Raw genomic sequence first — 24,154 nt, forward strand, 5'->3', positions numbered from 1 at the left:
AAGGCATGAAGCGGCAGTTGAAAAGCCCGCTTTCAGAAGGGCAAAAAGGGCTGTGGATGCTTCAAAAAATGTCTCCTGGGATGAGTGCATATAACATTCCTTTATGCTTTCGCTTCAGCAAACCAATACATGCAGAGACGTTCAAGAAAGCCCTTCTGTTTGTACAGAGACAATATCCGGTCTTAGCCAGTGTGATTCAAGAAGAAAATGGCATTCCATTTCAATCGGTTCAGTTATCAAAGGATCTTTATTTTGTGGAAGAGGATATATCAGCAATGAAATCAGCAGATATTTTGCCTTTTCTAAAAGAAAAAGCAAAAGAACCTTTCCAGTTGGAAGCTGGTCCGTTATGGCGCACACACCTTTTTCATCGGTTAGAAGAATGCATTGTTCTTATAACAATTCACCATATCATATTTGATGGTGTGTCGATGCTGACATTGATATCGGCGCTATTCGAAGCGTATCAACAATTGCTGAATGGGATTGAACCCTTGCAGCAGCCATCAACAGCTGATTATTACGATTTTGTCGATTGGGAAAAACGGATGCTGACTGGCAGAGAAGGGGAAGAGCATCTCGCTTACTGGAAAGAACAGTTGTCTGGGAGTCTGCCAGTTCTTGATTTGCCTGCTGACCGTCCGCGGTCTTCAGCACGAAAATTCAAGGGGCAAGCTTATAAAAGCTTGCTCCCCCATCACCTGAGAAATCAAATTAAATCGTTTGCCCGCACCAATCATGTGAATGAATCGGTTGTGTTTCTCTCCATTTACAAAGTACTGCTGCATCATTATACAAAACAAAAGGATATCATTGTTGGCGTTCCGACAATGGGTCGGCAAGAAGACAGATTTGAAACCCTAATCGGTTATTTTATCAATATGATGGCTGTTCGGAGCAAGAATATCGGATCTCAGCCATTAACAGCATTTATTCGGGAACTGCAGCTGACAGTGGCTGACGGTCTGGATCATGCGGCGTTTCCGTTCCCTGCATTGGTAAGAGAGCTGAATGTAGACCGCTCGGCCGCGGATTCTCCGGTTTTTCAAACAGCCTTTCTGTACCAAAATTTTTTTCAGGCAACAGGTTTGCAAAAAGTGCTCGAACCGTATCAAACGCTTGGCATCGAATATATTGAAGACATTCGGCAAGAGGGTGAATTTGAGCTGGCGCTCGAAATATATGAGCAAGAAAATGAAACAGTGCTTCATCTTCTGTACAACCCTGATTTGTACGAACTGTCCTCCATTGAAAGCATGATGGAGAACTATATGAAGCTCGCGCAGCACATGATGGAGGACCCGTCTTTGCCGCTTGAAGCTTACTCTTTGCAATTAAATCAAGAACAAACTAGTTTGCTGGAACAATGGAATGCGACAGGGACAAACATCGCAAATGACAAGTGTATACATGAGGTGTTTGAGGAAAAAGCGAAACAAACCCCTGATGCGGTTGCTGTGATGTTTGAAGACAGATCACTTACATATAAAGAAGTAGATGAAAAAAGCACATCTGTGGCAGTCTACCTTCAACATCAGGGTGTTGGACCTGAACAGCCCGTTGGCATTTGTGCAGAGCGTTCGTTTGATATGATCATCGGAATTTTAGGAATACTGAAAGCTGGCGGAGCGTATGTGCCGTTAGATCCAAGTTTTCCGCAAGAACGATTAGAGTACATGCTCAAAGACAGTCAGGCATCCATTGTCCTCACCCAACCTAACGTTCATGATAGGATCAGCGGATTAACTGGCAGCCGTGTAAAAGCGATCAATATCGAGTTAGCTTGCCGAAACGATTATACAGACCAGCAAAGCAGCGGTTTAAAGCGGGAAGTAAAACCGGAACACCTCGCTTATATTATTTATACATCGGGAAGCACTGGAGAGCCTAAAGGGGTTATGGTAGAGCATCGGAGCATTATGAATACCCTGAATTTTCTTGAATCTCACTATCCTGTAACGGCTGAGGATGCATATCTATTGAAGACGAACTATGTGTTTGATGTATCGATCTCAGAATTATTCGGATGGTTTATTGGAGACGGCCGTCTTGTGATTCTTCCGCCTAATGGGGAGAAATCACCGCAGCTTTGCATGGATTATATTGAAACATATAAAGTGACTCACATTAATTTTGTGCCGGCCATGCTGCATGTTTTTTTAGAAATAGCGAAAGACAACAAGCGATTCACAGAGGATGGTCCGCTGAAGTATATGATGGTTGCAGGTGAAGCCTTCCCTAAAGAATTAGTGAAAAAGGCGGTATCACTCTTTACAAACTGCCGTGTTGAAAATATATACGGACCGACGGAAGCCTCCATTTACGCTGCGTATTTCGGATGTGGAAAAGGAGATATCGCGAGTCACCATACACCGATTGGAAAGCCTGTCTCCAACACGAAAATTTACATTGTGGACCAGCATTTGAAGCCTGTCCCGATCGGAAAGCCTGGTGAGCTTTGCATCGCTGGAGCCGGCTTAGCAAGAGGCTACTTTAAAAAGCCGGGGCTTACGGCTGAAAAATTTATTGATAATCCCTTTGAACCAGGGACGAAGCTATATCAATCGGGTGATTCAGCAAGGTGGCTTCCTGACGGCAACATAGAATACTTGGGACGGATTGACAGCCAAGTCAAAATACGCGGTTTTCGCGTAGAGCTGGGCGCAATAGAAACAAAGCTGAGTGAATTTCCGGGCATTTTAGATCAGGCGGTAGTGGTGAAGCAGCTGGAGGGCCATCAACAGCTCGCTGCTTATTATACAGAGGAAAGCGGACATGCCTCTGCCAATCCAAAAGATCTGCGCCTTCATCTAAAATCGAGTCTGCCCGAATATATGATACCTTCACACTTTATCCGCTTAGATGAGCTTCCATTATCGCCCAGCGGAAAAGTGAACCGTAAAGAATTAGAAAAACGCGATATCGTGTTCAACAGAAGGAAACCAAATCACTTGCAATTAACGGAAATAGAGGATCAGGTGCTGCGCATTTGGGAGGAAACGCTCAAGGTCAGCGGAATTGGGCCGGAAGACGGATTTTTCGATGCGGGCGGCGATTCGCTTCTGGCTGTAGCTGTGGCTGAACGAATCAAAAAAGAATTCGATTGTGAGTTTCATGTTACTGAGCTGTTTGAGTATTCCACGATCCGTGCAATCAGTGAATACATTTTGGAGATGAAAAACTCAGATCTAGCCGGGACACAAAATGAAGATCATTATGATATCAAAAAAGATAGAAAACACCTAGAACAGAAGATTCCTCCTTATTTTGACGACAGTGTTGCGATTGTGGGGATATCTTGCCAGTTCCCGGGTGCGAAAAATCATCATGACTTCTGGAACCACATCAAAGAAGGCAAAGAAAGCATACGATTCTTTTCTGAAGAAGAGCTTCGCGCAAATGGAGTTCCCGAAGAATTGATACAGCATCCTGACTATGTGCCGGTGCAATCTGTGATCGAAGGGAAAGACTTATTCGATCCCGGTTTCTTTCAAATTTCGCCAAAAGATGCTGAGTATATGGACCCTCAGCTCCGCCTCTTATTGCTGCACTCCTGGAAAGCGATTGAAGATGCAGGATATGTGGCTAAGGAGATTCCGGCAACAAGTGTATATATGTCTGCAAGCAGCAATTCATATAGAACGTTATTGCCGAAGGAGACAACAGAAGGACATGAATCACCGGATGGCTATGTCTCATGGGTTTTAGCCCAAAGCGGAACCATTCCCACAATGATCTCACATAAGCTCGGATTAAAAGGGCCAAGCTATTTTGTTCATTCTAACTGTTCTTCATCACTAGTCGGTTTATATCAAGCATACAAAAGCCTGACATCGGGCGAATCACAATATGCGCTTGTCGGAGGCGCAACATTGCACGCACAATCAGCGATCGGCTACGTGCACCAAAACGGGTTGAATTTTTCAAGCGACGGGCATGTAAAGGCGTTCGATGCTTCGGCGGACGGAATGGCCGGAGGTGAAGGCGTAGCAGTCATCCTGCTGAAAAAAGCTGTGGATGCCGTAAAAGACGGAGACCATATTTATGCCATTATGCGCGGAATAGGCATCAATAATGATGGGGCAGAGAAGGCAGGCTTCTATGCGCCTAGTGTAAAAGGCCAAACAGAAGTGATACAGCATGTATTGGATACAACCAAGATCCATCCTGAAACGGTCAGTTATATTGAAGCACACGGTACGGGAACGAAATTAGGCGATCCTATTGAGATGTCTGCGCTAAATAAAGTGTACAAGCAATACACCGACAAAACACAATTTTGCGGAATTGGTTCAGTAAAAACGAATATCGGCCATTTGGATACAGCTGCGGGGTTAGCCGGATGCATTAAAGTTGCGATGAGTTTATACCATAATGAACTTGCACCGACCATCAATTGTACGGAGCCGAATCCGGATATAAAGTTTGAAAGCTCTCCTTTTTATGTTGTCCGTGAACGAAAATCGTTAGAGAAACACGCAGGTGTCCATCGGGCGGCTCTGAGCTCATTCGGCCTTGGCGGAACTAACGCCCATGCAATATTTGAGCAATATGAAAACATTTCTGATGCAGGTACCGAAAACGAAGGCAATCAGCCTTACATCATTCCTATATCAGCTAAAAATAGTGAACGGCTCCAAGTATACGCGAAGGAAATGCTGTCCTATATCAGACAAGACGAGCAAAGGCATTTCTCTTTAAGAGATATTGCATATACCTTCCAAGTCGGCCGTGAAGCAATGGATAACAGGATCGTTTTTATAGTGAACGATCTGGAAGAATGGAAACATCAGCTGGAAGCTTTTGTGACTGGAAAGCCGCTCACAGAAGGCTGTATTCGAGGAGAAAAAACGAGAATGACATCCGCTGAACAGCTGCTTGGAAATGCTGAAGCAGATGATATGGCTTCAGCACGGATATCAAAAGAAGAATTGAGAAAGCTTGCCGAGATGTGGGCAAATGGCTTTCACGTTGAATGGCGCAGGCTCTATCCAAATACAAAGCCACGCCGCATCAGCTTGCCGACATACCCTTTTGCCAAAGAACGATACTGGCCTGAAAGCAGCGCCAGCGATATGACAACAATTGAACCTTTGCGTTTGCATCCTTTGGTGCACCATAATACATCGGTTCTGTCAGAGCAGCGTTTCAGCTCTATTTTCACAGGACAAGAGTATTTTATTGCCGAGCATATCATTAAAGGCATGGCGATTTTGCCGGCGGCGGTCACGCTTGAAATGGCAAGAGCCGCTATAGAACAAGGAATTGGCGGATTGGAAGATCATGAAACTGGAATCAGGCTGAAAAATGTCGTGTGGGTTCGCCCGGTTGTAGCAGGAAGTGAGCCGGTTCAGGTAAATATCGGACTTTACGATGAGGATGGCGGACACATTGCTTATCGGATGTATGGCGAGCCGGAATCCGCTGATGCAGAACCAGTTGTATATAACCAAGGTAAAGCGGAATTGATTCAGTTAAAGCAAGAAAAAGCACTGGATCTTTCTAAGATCAAGAAACAATGTGATCAAAGCAAAATGGATGCTGCCTCGTTTTATGAAGGAATGATCGGCGCCGATTACGGTCCAGGTTACAAGAGTGTAGAGGCCGTATATAAAGGCGGCGGCCAGCTGCTTGCCAAATTATCACTGCCGGAATCTGTCTTGCATACGTCAGACGATTATGTTCTTCACCCAAGTGTAATGGATGGGGCGTTACAGGCGGCTGAATATTTGCAAAATGTCGTCAGAGCGGAACTTTCAGACACTGAAGACTTTAAGGCAGCACTGCCATTTGCCCTGGAGGAACTTGAGGTCTTTGGTCAGTGCGTTTCTGACATGTGGGTTTATGTTCAATTCAACTCGAAAAACAAACCGGGAGATTTGATACAGAAAGTCGATATTGATCTATGCGATGAGCATGGCACAATTTGCGTGCGGATGAAAGGATTTTCGACGAGAGTGATGGAGGCAGATATACAAACCGAACCATCAAAAATGAACGCTGAAACTTTATTGCTTCAGCCCGTTTGGCAAGAACAAAAGGCAGCTGAAGGCGCGGCAGCAAAAAAATATGCAGAGCATCTCGTGTTCCTATGTGAATATGATCATGTGACGAGAGAACAGATTGAAGCAGCCATCGAGGATGTCCATGTATACAGCCTGGAAGCAAGGCCTTCTTCAGTAGATGGGCGTTTCCATTCTTATACAGAACAAGTGTTTAAAAAGGTAAAAGAGATCATTCGTACGAAACCGAAGGACGGCATTCTCGTTCAGATCGTAACCTCTGCAGAGGGAGAACAGCAATTGTTTTCAGGGTTGACAGGACTGCTGAAAACAGCTTGTCAGGAAAATGCCAAACTAACCGGCCAAATGATTGAAGTCAGCAGTGAAGAAAGTGGAGAAAGCATTGCTGGCAAACTGTTAGAAAATCAAATGAGCAGCGATTCATATGTCAAATATCAAAACGGGACACGGTATATTGCTGATTGGCGTGAAATCAAACAGGCAAAAGGAGAAGGCAGCAAACCGTGGAAAGACAATGGCGTTTATCTCATTACAGGAGGTGCCGGCGGACTAGGTCATATTTTTGCAAAGGAAATTGCGGAACAAACGAAAAATGCGACAGTCATTCTGGCAGGCCGCTCACTTCTTAGCGAAAGCAAAAGCAAAAAGCTGGAAGAGCTTCATAGCAAGGGGGCTGACATCACCTACCGGCAAACAGATGTTACCAATAAAATTGAAGTCTATCAGCTCATTGACGACATTCAAAAAAGATATGGCCGTCTGAACGGTATTCTTCATAGTGCCGGAATCATCAAGGACAGCTACCTGGTTAATAAACAGGCAAAAGATCTGCACGATGTACTGGCGCCTAAAGTAAAAGGGCTTGTTTATCTAGACGAAGCGAGCAAGGATTTGCCTTTAGACTTCTTTATTCTCTTTTCATCTCTTTCAGGAAGTTTAGGGAGCATTGGCCAGTCTGACTATGCGGCAGCCAATGTATTTATGGATATGTATGCAGGCTATCGAAATAGGCTTGCCGGCCTCAGCCAGCGGCATGGGAAGACGCTTTCTGTAAACTGGCCTTTATGGAGAGATGGAGGCATGCAGGTCGATCAAGAAACTGAGAAAAGGCTTGTGCAACTGGCCGGTATTGTTCCTATGAGGGCGGAAAAAGGAATTCAGGCATTATATCAAGCACTTCATTCAGAGGCAAACCAAGTAATGGTGATCGAAGGCGATGTGCAGAAAATAAAACAAAACATGCTGGCAAAAAAAGCCTCCGCACCTATGGAAAAGAAGGAAGCAGAACACATGACTGAACAAATAAATAGCATTGATACAGACAGTTTGCTGGATAAAGTAAAGGCGATGTTAAAGCGAGAGATCGCTAAGCTGTTAAAGGTCAAGCTTGAAACGATTGATGATCATGCTGAGATGACGGTGTATGGTTTTGATTCTATCTCCATGACTGAATTCACCAACCATATCAATCGCGCCTATCAGTTAGAGCTGACGCCAACCGTATTTTTTGACCACCCGACGATTCATGCGTTTGGCAAGCATTTGTCAGAAGAATATCAATCGGTATTTGCGAAGACATTTGCTGTGCGCGCAGCATCGGCTCAGCTTCAGCCTGCTGCGAAACAGGAACAAGCCGTGCGTGCCAAAGCTAAAAGACGCAGAAAGCAGCAAGTCATGCTGCCAAACGCCATACAGAGTGATGCAGGGCCTGAGCCAATTGCCATTGTGGGCATAAGCGGGATTTTCCCTATGGCGAAAGATGTTGAGGCGTACTGGAACATCTTAAAAGAGGGCAAAGACTGCATGACGGAAATCCCGAAAGATCGATGGGATTGGCGTGAATATGAAGGTGATCCGGCGAAGGAAGTCAATAAAACGAACGTGAAATGGGGCGGTTTTATTGATGGTATTGCAGATTTTGATCCATTATTCTTTGGCATTTCCCCGCGTGAAGCTGAACAAATGGAACCTCAGCAGCGCTTACTGCTGACTTACGCCTGGAAAGCGATCGAAGATGCAGGATATTCGGCGAAAAGGTTGTCAGGCACAAAGACCGGCGTCTTCATCGGAACGGGAAATACAGGATACAGCTCTCTTCTATCTAAAGCGAACTCGGCAATAGAAGGATCAGCGGCAGCCAATACGAGCCCATCGGTCGGTCCGAACCGGGTCAGTTATTTCCTTAATCTGCACGGGCCGAGCGAACCGATTGATACAGCGTGCTCAAGTTCACTAGTGGCGATCCACCATGCCATCTCTTCAATTGAGGAAGGCACTTGTGACATGGCATTAGCCGGCGGTGTAAATACGATTATCCTTCCTGAGGTGTATATCAGCTTTGATAAGGCGGGAGCACTGAGCAAAGAAGGAAAATGCAAGACGTTTTCAAATCAAGCCGATGGTTTTGCACATGGGGAAGGTGCCGGCATACTGTTCCTGAAAAAATTAAAAGCGGCTGAAGAAGCGGGAGACCATATTTACGGAGTCATAAAAGGCAGTGCAATCAATCACGGCGGCCGTGCAGCCTCTTTAACGACTCCCAATCCGAAGGCGCAGGCAGATGTTATTCAGTCGGCATATCAAAAAGCGGGAATCGATCCGAAAACCGTGACCTACATTGAAGCCCACGGAACCGGGACGGAGCTTGGAGACCCGGTTGAAATTAACGGTTTGAAATCAGCTTTTAAAGCATTGGGTGTAAATGAAGGAGACACATCAGCCAATCCTTACTGCGGATTAGGGTCTGTAAAGACAAACATCGGCCACTTATCGCTGGCAGCCGGTGCAGCAGGAGTTATTAAAATATTATTGCAGCTTAAGCATAAAACCTTAGTGAAAAGTCTGCATTGCGAAACCGTGAATCCATACATTCAGCTGAAAAACAGTCCGTTCTATATCGTACGGGAAACGGAAGAATGGAAAGCGCTGAAAAATGAACGGGGAGAAGAGCTTCCTCGCCGGGCAGGTGTCAGTTCATTTGGAATCGGCGGGGTAAACGCCCACGTGATTATCGAGGAATATATTCCGGAAGCATCCGATGAGAATATACCATCCATCACGCCGGAACATCCGGGTATCTTCGTTTTATCGGCTAAAAATGAAGCGCGGCTAAAAGAACATGCACAGCAGCTGGCAGATGCGCTTGATAAGCAAACATATAGTGACGTAAATCTCGCCCGAATCGCTTATACACTGCAAGCCGGACGGGATGCGATGGAAGAACGTCTCGGGATTATTTCCGGTTCCATTGAGGATGTACAGCAAAAGTTAAAAGACTTTGCAGCAGGCAAAAGCGGTGTGGAGGATGTATTTAAAGGCAGGATTGATAAAGGCACACTCCAAATGCTGACAGAGGACGAAGAGATTCAAGAAGCCATCGAGAAATGGATGGAACGGGGAAAGTATGCAAAATTGCTTGAATTATGGGTAAAGGGGCTTGATGTAGACTGGACGAAATTGTATGGCGAGAATCTGCCAAAGCGCATCAGCTTGCCGACGTATCCTTTCGCAAAAGACCGTTATTGGATCTCTGATCATATTAAAAAAAGCAGCAGCACTGATGCTAATCAAGCAGCCTCCCGCCTTGGCGGAGCCATGCTGCATCCATTAATGCATCAAAACACATCGAATCTCTCGGAACAAAGGTTTAGCTCTATTTATACGGGAGAAGAGTTTTTCCTTGCTGATCATGTTGTGAAAGGCCAACGGATTTTGCCGGGAGTGGCTCATCTTGAATTGGCGCGGGCAGCTGTTGAGCAGGCCGCAGAGGTAGAAGGTGTACCGTGCACCATGAAGCTAAAGAATGCGGTGTGGGTGCGGCCTATTGTTGTAGAGGATCAGCCACAGCAAGTACACATTAGGCTTTTACCGGGAGAAAATGGTGAGATCTCTTATGAAATCTATGGTCATTCAGACGTTACTGGCGAACAGTCAATCGTCTACAGTCAAGGCAGCGCGGTATTGAATCCTGCTGAAAGTCTGCCGGCGGTTGATTTGCAATCTATGCGGGAGCAGTGTCAGGAAAGTCATTTCAGCGTAAACGAAGTATACGACACCTATCGAATGATTGGATTTGAATATGGTCCTGCTTATCGCGGAGTGAAAAAAATCTATACAGCTGAACAATTTGTTTTGGCAAAATTGTCATTGCATCCGTCAGCTGCAGATACGCTCAGCCAATACAAAATGCACCCTGGGCTGATGGATTCTGCTTTGCAGGCGTCAAGCATTTTGACAGGCGCCGGGGATAACCAGCTGACACTGCCTTTTGCGGTCCAGGAGCTTGAAGTCTTCGGAGCATGTTCGTCAGAAATGTGGGTCTACGCAAGATACAGCCAAGGCAGCAAGGCAACTGATAAGGTGCAAAAGCGCGATATTGATGTTTTAGATGAGAGCGGCAATGTTTGCGTACGGATGAAAGGATTATCTTTCAGATCAGCGGAAGGCGGCTCTGGATCGGCGGAATCTGATCAAACGCTGGAAACCCTGATGTTTGAAGAAAAATGGGTGCCTAAGGATTTTAAAAAAGAAAGTCCGGAGCCTCATTACGAACGGCACATTGTCATGCTTTGCGACATGAATGGCCTCTCAAAAGATCGCATTGAATCAAGAATGACAGGAGCGGAATGCATCGTTTTGGAGTCATTCCGCGAAGGACTTGCAGAGAGGTTCCAAGATTATGCCGAACAAGCGCTTGAGACGGTCCAGGGTCTTCTCAAAAGCAGACCTCAGGGCAATGTTCTGATCCAGTTGCTTACCTCTGCACAAAGAAAGCAGTACTCATTCTCAGGGCTATCGGCGCTCCTTAAAACCGCCGGTATGGAGAATAAAAAACTAATCGGCCAGACGATTGAAATCGATTCACATGAAAATATTGAAAGTGTGATAGAAAAACTGAAAGAGAATAAAAGGCACACAGAAGATCAGCACATCAAATATGAAAAAGGCAAACGGTACATCAATGATCTGGATGAAATGCAAATAGATGATCGGGAAATAAGCATGCCGTGGAGAGATAAAGGTGTATACCTCATCACGGGTGGCGCAGGAGGACTTGGGTTTATTTTTGCAAAAGAGATTGCTCGCCAAGCCGAACAGCCTGTGCTCATTTTGACAGGCAGATCCGCGTTGAATGCGGATCAGCAGGCGGAGCTTAACGAACTTCAGCAATTAGGGGCTCGCGCAGAATACAGGCAGATTGACGTGACACAAACGGAAGCAGCCTCCGAGCTTATCACAAGCATTACGTCTGATTACGAAGACTTGAATGGTGTCATTCACAGCGCTGGGCTGATTAAAGATAACTATCTTATGAGCAAAACTAATGAAGAGCTGACACAAGTTCTCGCTCCTAAGGTGAAAGGGCTTGTGAATGTGGATGAGGCAACCGAGCATCTTGCGTTAGATTTCTTTATTCTCTTTTCTTCAATATCAAGTGTTGCCGGCAGCGCGGGACAGGCCGATTATGCAATGGCTAATGCATTTATGGACAGTTATGCTGCTTATCGGAATGCGCTTGTAACCGCCATGTACAGGCACGGACAAACGTTGTCAATCAATTGGCCGCTCTGGAAAGAAGGCGGCATGCGCGCGAATAAAGAAATTGAAAACATGACGTTGAAAAACACAGGTGTGACTCCAATGCGGACCGAGACCGGCATTCAAGCGCTGTATAAAGCTTTGGCATTTGGCAAAGATCAAGTCATCGTCATGGAAGGAATCAAAGACATGATGAGGGAAAAGCTGACTCAAAAGCCGTCTTCTGATGAAGTGCCAATGAAAACAGTGCAAGTACCCGTGACATCTGAAGCAAGAATGGATCAAGGGAATATGTTCGATCACATTCAAGAAGTTTTAAAGCAAACAATCTCTCAATTGCTCAAAATCAAATCTGAAGAGATTGACCCGGACATGGAGTTTAATCAATATGGATTTGATTCGATTACGTTAACTGAATTCGCAAATACACTGAATGAGAAGTACAAGCTGGATCTTACGCCTACGATCTTCTTTGAGCACGCAACTGTTTATGCATTTGCAGGGTATCTGTCAGAAGAATATCCAAATGCTTTTACAGCTCAAACGCCTGCCAAAGCTGAGGTGCTGATGCAGCCTGTCGAACAGAATATAAAAAATATGATGTTTTCGACCGAAAACCGCTTTGTAAAACCTTCGGCAACACCAATGCAAAAGGAAGCTGATCACAAGCCTGAGCCTATTGCGATTGTTGGGATGAGCGGCGTTTTCCCAAAGGCAAAAGACATTGAGGAATATTGGAAGAACCTGTTATCGGGCACGGATTGTATTACAGAGGTTCCAAAAGATCGCTGGGATTGGCAGGAGTATTACGGAGACCCTCTGAAAGAAGCGAATAAAACAAACGTCAAATGGGGCGGTTTTATTGATGAAGTAGCTGACTTTGATCCATTGTTCTTCGGCATATCTCCGCTGGAGGCTGAGCAGATGGAGCCTCAGCAGCGCCTGTTAATGACCTATGCGTGGAAGGCGGTAGAAGAAGCGGGACACTCAGCGAGAAGCCTGGCAGGAACCAAAACGGGCATCTTCATCGGGACAGGAAACACAGGGTACAGTTCACTTCTGTCAAATGTAGACATCGAAGGCTCAGCGGCTGCGAATATGAGTCCTTCTGCAGGACCGAATAGAGTCAGTTATTTCCTGAACATTCATGGACCGAGTGAACCGATCGACACTGCGTGCTCAAGCTCTTTGGTCGCCATTCATCATGCGGTTTGCGCCATTGAAAATGGAAACTGTGAAATGGCGATTGCGGGAGGGGTCAACACGGTCGTAACTCCGCAAGGCCATATCGCCTATGATAAGGCCGGGGCGCTGAGCAAAGAAGGAAGATGCAAAACATTTTCTGACAAAGCCGATGGATTCGCAGTCAGTGAAGGTGCCGGCATTCTCTTTCTGAAAAAGCTGACAGCGGCTGAACGAGACGGTGATCATATTTACGGTGTCATTAAAGGAAGTGCGGTAAACCACGGTGGCCGCGCAAATTCTCTAACGACTCCTAATCCGAAAGCTCAGGCGGATGTCGTAAAAACAGCATATGAAAAAGCGGGAATTGATCCAAGAACTGTAACTTATATTGAAGCGCATGGGACTGGAACCGAGCTGGGCGATCCAGTAGAAATCAACGGCTTAAAAGCGGCATTTAAAGAGCTGTATGAAAAAACGGGGGACCCGGCTGTTCATGGCAGCCATTGCGGACTTGGATCAGCGAAAACAAACATCGGTCACTTATCGCTGGCGGCCGGTGTGGCGGGTGTCATTAAAGTGTTATTGCAGCTCAAGCATAAAACGCTTGTCAAAAGTCTGTACAGTGAAACTGTTAATCCATATATCAGACTGGATGACAGCCCGTTTTATATTGTGCAGGAATCGAGAGAGTGGCAGGCGCTTCGGGATGAAGCCGGCCGAGAGCTGCCGCGCCGCGCAGGCATCAGTTCGTTCGGGATAGGCGGCGTCAATGCCCACGTGGTCATTGAGGAATATATTCCGAAAGAAACAACCCATCCTGCAACAGCACCAGCTGTGACAGCGCAGCACCCGGGCATCTTTATTTTGTCGGCAAAGGATGAAGATCGTCTGAAAGACCAAGCCCGGCAATTAGCAGACTTTATCAGCAAGCGATCTATCACTGCTCGTGACCTCACTGATATTGCTTATACACTCCAAGAGGGGCGTGATGCAATGGAGGAGAGATTAGGGATCATCGCTGTCTCGACTGGGGACTTGCTGGAAAAACTGAACCTCTTTATAGAAGGGGGCACCAATGCGAAGTACATGTACAGAGGCAGAGCAGAAAAAGGTATCGCACAAACATTGAGATCAGATGACGAAGTACAGAAAACGCTCAACAATAGCTGGGAGCCTCACATATATGAAAGACTGCTTGATTTATGGGTAAAAGGCATGGAAATAGGCTGGAGTAAACTGTATGACGGCAAACAGCCGAAACGCATCAGCCTCCCTACCTATCCATTTGCGAAAGAACGCTACTGGATAACGGATACGAAAGAGGAGGCAGCCGCCCATCAAACAGCTTTAAAAACAGTCGAATCAGCAGCTTTGCATCCATTGATACATGTCAACACATCTGATTTGTCAGAGCAGCGTTTCAGCTCGGCCTTTACAGGTGCTGAGTTCTTTTTCGCCGATCATAAGGTGAAGGGGAAACCGGTTATGCCGGGCGTGGCATATCTTGAGATGGTTCATGCTGCCGTTACAAGAGCAGTGAGAAGAACCGAAGATCAACAATCTGTTATTCACATCAAAAATGTTGTGTGGGTGCAGCCGATTGTGGCGGACGGCCAGCCTGTGCAAGTGGATATCAGTCTAAATCCCCAGCAGGACGGCGAGATTGCTTTTAACGTCTATACAGAGGCTGCACACAATGATCGAAAGATACATTGTCAAGGCAGTGCTTCAATCCGCGGGGCAGGAGACATTCCAGTCCAGGATATCAGCGCGCTTCAAGACCAATGCAGTTTAAGCACACTCTCACACGACCAGTGTTATGAATTGTTTAAGGCGATCGGCATTGACTACGGACCTGGTTTTCAAGGGATAGATCGGCTTTACATCGGCCGCAATCAAGCCTTGGCAGAGCTTTCTCTGCCTGCTGGTGTAACTCACACACTGAATGAATTCGTTCTTCATCCAAGTATGGCCGACTCTGCTTTACAAGCGTCGATCGGGCTAAAGCTGAATTCCGGTGACGAGCAGCTTTCTCTGCCTTTTGCACTGCAAGAGCTAGAAATATTCAGCCCGTGTACAAATAAAATGTGGGTGTCTGTGACATCTCGTCCTAATGAGGACAAAATACAGAGACTGGATATTGATTTGTGTGATGAACAAGGCCGAGTGTGTGTAAGAATCAAGGGGATTACCTCAAGGCTGCTGGAAGAAGGCATACAACCGCCAGACGGGCCGACATCACTAGGAAACTCCAAAGCAACTCTTAACGGAGCGCTTCTTATGGCGCCGATATGGGATCGAGTGCAGCTGGAGAAGAGGAGCATTTCGCCTGCTGATGAGCGTGTTGTCATCCTCGGAGGGGATGACAACAGCAGAAAAGCTGTTCAAAGGGAGTTTCCGTTTGCCAAGGAGCTGTACATTGAGCCGAACGCATCAATTCATAGAATTACAGGCCAGCTTGAAGCACTCGGATCGTTTGACCACATCGTGTGGATGTCTCCTTCTCGTGTGACAGAGTGCGAAGTCGGCGATGAAATGATTGAAGCCCAAGATCAAGGCGTCATTCAAATGTATAGGCTCATTAAGGCAATGCTTTCTTTAGGCTATGGACAGAAGGAGATAAGCTGGACGGTCGTGACGGTGAACACACAATATGTTGATCAGCATGATATTGTCGACCCGGTCGATGCCGGGGTGCACGGCCTGATCGGTTCAATGTCAAAAGAATATCCAAATTGGCAGACAAAGCTGATCGATGTTAAAAAATACGAAGACCTGCCGTTATCTCAACTCCTTTCCTTGCCTGCCGATCAAGAAGGGAATACGTGGGCCTATCGAGACAAGGTCTGGCATAAGCTTCGTCTAATTCCAGTACACAACAATCAACCGGTGTACACGAAGTATAAGCACGGAGGTGTTTATGTTGTCATAGGCGGAGCTGGCGGTATTGGTGAGGCGTGGAGTGAATATATGATCAGAACATATCAGGCGCAGATCGTTTGGATTGGCAGAAGGAAAAAGGATGCAGCCATTCAAAGCAAGCTGGACAGACTTGCACGTCTAGGGCCAGCCCCGTATTACATTCAAGCAGATGCGGCTAACCGAGAGGAATTAGAACGCGCGTATGAAACAATGAAACAAACGCATCATGAAATCAACGGCATCATCCATTCTGCGATTGTCTTACAAGACCGAAGCCTGATGAATATGAGTGAGGAATGTTTCAGAAACGTTCTTGCTGCAAAGGTTGATGTAAGCGTGCGAATGGCTCAAGTTTTCCGGCATGAACCACTGGATTTTGTTTTGTTTTTCTCTTCCGTACAATCGTTTGCAAGAGCTTCCGGACAAAGCAATTACGCTGCGGGCTGCAGTTTTAAGGATGCTTTTGCACAGCGGCTGTCTCACATATGGCCTTGTACAGTAGCCGTGATGAATTGGAGTTATTGGGGAAGCATTGGTGTTGTTTCATCACAGGATTACCAGAAGAGAATGGCTCAGGCAGGCATAGGCTCAATTGAAGCCCCTGAAGCAATGGAAGCTTTGGAATTGCTGCTCGGGGGACCGCTGAAGCAGCTAGTAATGATGAAAATGGCAAACGAAACGAATGATGAAGCGGAACAGGCAGAAGAAACGATTGAAGTGTACCCGGAAACTCACGGCTCCGCCATTCAAAAGCTGCGAAGCTATCACCCGGGTGACAGCACAAAGATTCAACAACTGTTATAGGAGGGGAAGCGCCAATGCTGAACACAGAAGACATTCTCTGTAAAATGCTTTTCGCACAATTACAGTCCATAGGGTTTTTCACAGAAAGTAAATCCCAGCCGGTATTGGAGAATTTCTATGGCAGATGGTTTGAAGAAAGCCAATCGATTTTAGAACGGCATCAATTTCTCAAGCGAACGGAGAACGGATATGTTCCAACACGCTCAATAGGCACCATGAGCGAGCTGTGGAAAGAATGGAATGAACAAAAATTTGACCTGCTTCAAGACAATAATATGAAAGCCATGGTGACATTGGTGGAGACAGCACTTAAAGCCTTGCCTGAGATTCTGACCGGCAAGGCGTCAGCCACCGATATCCTGTTTCCGAATTCATCTATGGATTTAGTAGAAGGGGTCTATAAAAACAATCAAGTCGCAGACTATTTTAATGATGTGCTTGCAGATACGTTAACAGCCTATCTGCAAGAACGTCTGAAGCAAGAGCCTGAGGCGAAGATTCGAATATTAGAAATCGGAGCCGGGACCGGCGGGACAAGCGCGGCTGTTTTTCAAAAATTGAAAGCATGGCAGACACATATAAAAGAATATTGTTATACAGATCTGTCTAAAGCTTTTTTAATGCATGCAGAAAATAAGTATGGTCCTGACAATCCATATTTGACATATAAACGATTTAATGTCGAGGAGCCGGCGTCTGAACAGCATATTGATACGGGAGGCTACGACGCGGTCATCGCGGCAAATGTGCTTCATGCCACAAAAAATATCCGGCAGACATTGCGAAATGCAAAAGCAGTTTTGAAAAAAAACGGGCTGCTCCTTTTAAATGAAATAAGTGATCATAATATATATTCGCATTTGACGTTCGGCCTTTTAGAGGGCTGGTGGCTGTATGAGGATCCTGATCTCCGCATTCCGGGCTGCCCGGGCCTGTATCCAGATACTTGGAAAACGGTGCTTGAGAGTGAAGGATTTCGCTATGTTTCCTTTATGGCTGAACAATCGCATCAGCTCGGCCAGCAGATCATTGCCGCTGAAAGTAACGGAGTCGTCCGTCAAAAGAAGAGAACGGGGGCAGAAGAAGATCCAAGCCATATACAAATGAATGCTGAAATCGATCATTCACAGGAAAGCGATTCTCTCATCGAACAAACGGCACAATTTGTGAAGCATACGCTGGCAAAATCAATCAAACTATCACCAGAACGCATTCACGAAGATACGACATTTGAGAAGTATGGAATTGATTCGATTTTGCAGGTGAATTTCATTCGTGAATTAGAAAAAGTGACGGGAGAGCTTCCAAAAACCATTTTATTTGAACATAACAACACAAAAGAACTCGTCGAATATTTAGTAAAGGGGCATGAAAATAAGCTCCGGACAGCATTGTTAAAGGAAAAAACGAAGCCTGCAAAAAATGAAGCTCCACTTCAAACAGAGCGTACAGATCCTAATAAGCCATTTACTTTTCATACACGCCGCTTTGTTACAGAGCAGGAAGTCACGGAAACTCAGCTAGCAAATACTGAACCACCAAAAATAGAAAAGACAAGTAATTTGCAAGGAACACATTTTAATGATTCTAGTACAGAAGATATCGCAATAATCGGGGTAAGCGGGCGCTATCCGATGTCTAACAGTTTAGAAGAGCTTTGGGGGCATTTAATCGCCGGAGACAATTGTATTACAGAGGCACCGGAATCCAGATGGCGCACATCTTTATTGAAAACATTATCAAAAGATCCAAAAAATCCGGCAAATAAGAAACGCTATGGCGGATTTTTACAAGATATAGAGGCATTTGACCATCAGCTTTTTGAGGTGGAGCAAAACCGGGTGATGGAAATGACACCGGAACTCCGTTTATGTTTAGAAACCGTCTGGGAAACGTTTGAGGACGGCGGCTATACGCGAACCCGGCTGGATAAATTGCGGGATGATGACGGAGTAGGTGTTTTTATAGGGAATATGTATAACCAGTATTTTTGGAATATCCCATCTTTAGAGCAGGCAGTCCTCAGCTCAAATGGGGGAGACTGGCACATTGCAAATCGCGTTTCCCACTTTTTTAACCTGACCGGACCGAGTATCGCTGTCAGCTCAGCATGCTCTAGTTCATTAAACGCCATACATCTTGCGTGTGAAAGCCTGAAATTGAAAAACTGCTCAATGGCGATTGCTGGGGGTGTCAATTTAACACTCGATCTCTCTAAATATGATTCTTTGGAGCGTGCCAATCTGCTGGGAAGCGGCAATCAAAGCAAAAGTTTTGGCACAGGAAACGGGCTTATTCCCGGGGAAGGCATCGGAGCTGTCCTGTTAAAACCGCTTTCGAAGGCAATGGAAGATCAGGATCATATTTACGCTGTGATCAAAAGCAGTTTTGCCAACCATAGCGGCGGAAGACAGATGTATACAGCTCCGGACCCGAAACAGCAAGCAAAGTTAATTGTCAAGTCGATTCAGCAGTCGGGCATTGATCCAGAGACTATCGGCTATATTGAATCGGCGGCAAATGGTTCGGCGCTGGGCGATCCTATTGAAGTAATTGCCTTAACAAACGCGTTTCAACAATATACAAACAAGAAACAGTTTTGTGCGATAGGCTCTGTCAAATCCAATCTGGGTCATTTAGAGGCGGCTTCCGGTATTTCTCAGCTGACAAAAGTGCTGCTGCAGATGAAGAAAGGGACGCTGGTGCCGACAATTAATGCGATGCCTGTCAATCCAAATATTAAGCTGGAACACACGGCTTTCTATCTTCAGGAAGAAACAGAGCCATGGCATCGCTTGAATGATCCTGAAACTGGTAAACAATTGCCTCGCAGAAGCATGATCAATTCCTTCGGAGCGGGGGGAGCCTATGCCAATCTTATTATAGAAGAATATATGGAGACGGCCCCTGAGAAAGAACATATCGCTCTCCGCCAGCAGGAATTCACTGCCGTTTTTTCAGCCAAAACAAAATGGAGCCTGCTTAGCTATCTAGAAAATATGCAATTGTTTTTAGAGAAGGAAGCTTCTCTGGATATTGAACCCGTTGTACAGGCTTTACACAGGAGAAACCATAATTTAGAGCATAGGGCTGCATTTACAGTGACATCGACTCAAGAGCTGATCGAGAAACTAAAGGTGTTCCGAACATCAAGAGAAAGCTCACTCCAGCAAGGCATCTATACATCATTCGATTTACAGCCATGTGCAGAATCAGCATCTAGGGATAGAGAAATAAACGCAGCAGAGCAATGGGCACAAGGGGCATCGATTGCTTTTAAAGAAGCTGATATAGGGAACCGATCAGGCTGGGTTCATCTGCCTCACTATGCATTTGACCATAATACATCATTTCATTTCGATGTATCGTCTATCAATGAGAAATCGTCAGATGTTGAAGACAATATCAATCAGCCGGTCATTCAAGATCAATTCACTTATGATGAGCCTTACGTTCAAGGACACGTCTTCAACAATGAACGGATGCTTGTCGGTGCCACATATGTCAGTCTGGCCATTGAAGCATTTTTTAACCTGTTCCCTGAGGAAAACAGCGGCCGTATCAGCAAATTAAGTTATATCAGTCCAATTGTCATCAAACAAGGCGAGACCATTGAACTTCAGGCAAAGCCGCTGCAAAAAGATCAAGTCATAGAACTGCAAATCATGTATCGCGAGCCGTCCTCCGGTTTGTGGAAGCCTGCCGCAATCGGACAATGCGGGATCGGTTCTTTTGAGCCCAAAAAAGTCAATATCGAGAACGTTAAGCATTCATTAACTAAGCTTCATCACATCGATCAGATGTATAAAACCGGAAACGGTCCTGAATGGGGAGAGTTATTTAAGACAATTACTCATCTCTACAGAGATCACAAGTCTATACTGGCAAAAATTCGCCTGCCCCAAAGCGGGCTGGCAAACGGGCACCATTACATTGTAAGCCCATTGATGACAAACAGCGCGTACTTGGCTATCCTCAGTTTCTTAGAGCAGTTTGACATGACAGGCGGCTTCCTGCCGTTTGGAATCAATGATATCCAGTTTACAAAGCAAACGATAAAAGGGGATTGCTGGCTTTTGATTACATTGGTTAAGAATACAGGTGACATGCTGCTGTTTGATGTAGATGTGATCAATGAGTCGTCAGAAACAGTGCTGCACTACTCGGGCTACTCGCTTAAACAGCTTCGTATTTCGAATCAAAGAGGAAATCAAAATAAGGCCATCAAAGCCAGCAATCTGAAAGATCGTATCAGAAGCTATGTAACAGATAAACTGGCAGTAAACATGGCCGATCCGTCAAAATTGTCTCTTGCAAAAGCGCATATCATGGATTTTGGAATCGATTCTTCTCAATTGGTTGCACTGACAAGGGAGATGGAAGCAGAGACAAAGATCGAATTAAATCCGACTCTGTTTTTTGAGTATCCGACTATTCAAGAGCTAATCGACTTTTTTGCGGACAAACATGAAGCATCTTTTGCTCAGCTGTTTGGTGAAGATCATCAGCAGGAAGAACGCCCAGCTCAAATCGAAAACCAAATGAAACAGATTCCGGCATACGAGACGAACACGGATAAAACAATCGAACACGCGGCAGACGGCATAGCCATTATCGGCATGTCGGGACAGTTTCCGAAAGCAAACAGCGTAACGGAATTTTGGGATAACCTTATCCAAGGAAACAACTGTGTCTCTGAAGTGCCGAAAGACCGCTGGGACTGGCGCAAATATGCCGCAGCCGATAAGGAAGGGCAATCAAGCCTTCAATGGGGCGGTTTTATAGAAGGAATAGGTGAGTTTGATCCCCTGTTTTTTGGCATATCGCCTAAAGAAGCGGCGCATATGGACCCACAGGAGTTTCTGCTCTTGATACATGCATGGAAGGCGATGGAAGATGCAGGCTTAACAGGGCAGGTTGTATCCAGCCGCCCGACAGGAGTATTTGTCGCAGCCGGCAATACGGATACAGCTGTGGTTCCTTCCCTAATTCCAAACCGTATATCCTATGCACTTGATGTAAAAGGGCCAAGTGAATATTATGAAGCTGCCTGTTCCTCAGCTCTCGTGGCTTTGCACAGAGCTATACAATCCATTCGAAACGGCGAATGTGAGCAAGCCATTGTCGGGGCTGTGAATTTGCTGCTTTCACCAAAAGGCTTTATTGGCTTCGACTCAATGGGCTATTTGAGTGAGAAAGGGCTGGCCAAATCCTTTCAAGCAGATGCAAATGGCTTTGTCAGAAGTGAAGGAGCAGGAGTTCTCATCATTAAACCATTGCAAAAAGCCATTGAAGATTCTGACCATATTTATTCGGTTATTAAAGGTTCAGGTGTATCGCATGGCGGCAGGGGAATGTCACTTCACGCGCCAAATCCGGTCGGCATGAAGGATGCAATGCTGAAGGCTTATCAAGGAGCGCAAATTGATCCCAAAACGGTGACCTATATAGAAGCGCATGGGATCGCCTCTCCATTGGCAGACGCGATAGAAATAGAGGCGTTAAAGTCAGGCTGCAGTCAGCTCGAATTGGAACTTCCACAGGAAGTACGGGAGGAAGCGCCATGTTATATCAGCAGCTTAAAGCCGAGCATCGGACACGGTGAACTCGTATCAGGCATGGCTGCTCTTATGAAGGTCAGCATGGCGATGAAGCATCAAACAATACCAGGCATAACCGGATTTTCGTCTTTGAATGACCAGGTGTCATTAAAGGGCACCCGTTTCCGAGTGACTGCCGAGAATCAGCAATGGAGGGATTTAAGTGACGATGCAGGCAAAAAAATTCCGCGCAGAGCGAGTATCAACAGCTATAGCTTTGGAGGCGTAAATGCGCACGTCATTTTAGAAGAATATATTCCTTTACCAAAACCACCGGTTAGTATGAGTGAGAATGGTGCCCACATTGTAGTTCTTTCTGCAAAGAATCAAGACAGGCTAAAAGCAATTGTTCAACAGCAGCTTGACTATCTGAATAAACAACAAGCACTGTCATTACAAGATTATGCTTATACACTCCAAACCGGCCGAGAGGAAATGGAAGACCGCCTGGCGCTCGTCGTCCGCAGTAAAGAAGAACTGGTAATCGGCTTGCAAGAACACTTAGCTGCAGAAAAAGGCGATAAGCCGAAAAGTTCTATACCTGTCTTTAGCGGAAATGCAGAAAATGGCTCGTCAGATCTCGAAGCCTTGCTGGATGGTCCATTAAGAGAAATGGTGATCGAGACTTTGTTGTCTGAAAACAACCTTGAAAAGATCGCGTTTTGCTGGACAAAAGGGGTGCAAATCCCATGGGAGAAGCTTTATCAAGGAAAAGGTGCCCGCAGAATACCGTTGCCAACCTATCCATTTGAAAAGAGAAGCTGCTGGAACGGCTTTCAAGCAGTAGAGAATACGCCTTCTGTTTCACAGGATGAGCGTATCAACAACAGCAGCGATCATCACATATTAGCAAATGTACTAGGGATGGCTCCGGATGAACTGCAGCCTCATAAGCCATTGCAGCAGTATGGATTTGATTCAATTTCTTGCATACAGTTATTACAGCAATTGCAATCAAAGGTGGACCCTCTCATTGCCTTGACGGAGCTTCAAGCATGCCATACTGTTCAGGACATGATGGACTTGATCGCAAAGAAACAGGAGGATACATCCTTACAAAATGATCAAGCTCGCACGTTTCCGGAATTGATACCGTTAAATGACGGCAAGCGGGGGCGCCCTGTCTTTTGGTTCCATGGCGGAGTAGGAGGAGTTGAAATCTATCAGCAATTTGCACAAAAGAGCCAGCGCCCTTTTTACGGCATTCAAGCCAGAGGATTCATGACTGATTCTGCTCCTTTGCACGGAATTGAACAAATGGCTTCCTATTATATAGAGATCATTCGATCCATACAGCCTGAAGGTCCTTATGATGTAGGCGGATATTCCTTAGGCGGGATGATTGCATATGAAGTCACTCGCCAGCTGCAAAGCCAAGGCCTTGCTGTCAAAAGCATGGTGATGATTGACTCCCCATATCGTTCTGAGACAAAAGAGAATGAGGCATCTATGAAAACGTCAATGCTGCAAACAATTAATACGCTGCTGGCATCGATTGCGAAACGGGAAAAACTTACGGATGTTCTCATCAGCCGTGAAGAGGTGGACATAAGCTTAGAGGATGAAGAATTCCTGTCTGAGTTGATTGACTTGGCAAAAGAACGAGGGCTAAACAAACCAGATAAGCAAATACGTGCGCAGACTCAGCAAATGATGAAAACACAGCGCGCCTATGATTTGGAGTCGTACACTGTTAAGCCTCTCCCTGATCCTGAGACGGTAAAATGTTATTATTTCCGCAACAAAAGCAGGTCTTTCTTTGGTGATTTAGACACTTATTTCACTTTATCAAATGAAAAAGAACCGTTTGATCAAGCTGCCTATTGGGAGGAATGGGAGCGGCAAATTCCCCATTTCCACCTGGTGGATGTCGATTCAAGCAACCACTTCATGATATTAACCGAACCGAAAGCGTCAACAGCCATGTTAGAATTTTGCGAAAAGCTCTATTCAAACAGGGGAGTAGTGAATGCGAATTTCCTTAAGGCTTTCCGAAAGAAACATGAAGCGAGGGAAGAAAAAGAAACAGATGAATTGGTGAAGCGCTGAGAAAACACTAACGCCCCCTCTTTTAAAAGGGGG

At 45.6% G+C, this 24,154-nt stretch carries 2 protein-coding genes; both read left to right on the forward strand.

Going from position 1 to position 24,154, the window contains the following annotated elements; translation table 11 throughout:
• Positions 1–5: 5 nt before the first annotated feature.
• A complete protein-coding gene (locus FB592_RS09920) occupies positions 6–16,472 on the forward strand; it encodes a non-ribosomal peptide synthetase (RefSeq protein WP_141949475.1) in 16,467 nt (5,488 codons plus the stop codon).
• A 14-nt stretch (positions 16,473–16,486) separates the two neighbouring features.
• Positions 16,487–24,121, forward strand: coding sequence for a beta-ketoacyl synthase N-terminal-like domain-containing protein (locus FB592_RS09925; protein WP_103803886.1), 7,635 nt, complete (start codon positions 16,487–16,489; stop codon positions 24,119–24,121).
• Positions 24,122–24,154: the final 33 nt, after the last annotated feature.

Origin of the sequence: Bacillus sp. SJZ110 (genome assembly GCF_006715455.1) — a bacterium.
In the GTDB taxonomy this organism is placed as follows: domain Bacteria; phylum Bacillota; class Bacilli; order Bacillales; family Bacillaceae; genus Bacillus; species Bacillus subtilis.

Bases quoted from the DNA above. Each gene is read 5' to 3' on its own strand.
- FB592_RS09920 (WP_141949475.1), top strand. From the start codon at position 6: ATGAAGCGGCAGTTGAAAAGCCCGCTTTCAGAAGGGCAAAAAGGGCTG.
- FB592_RS09925 (WP_103803886.1), top strand. From the start codon at position 16,487: ATGCTGAACACAGAAGACATTCTCTGTAAAATGCTTTTCGCACAATTA.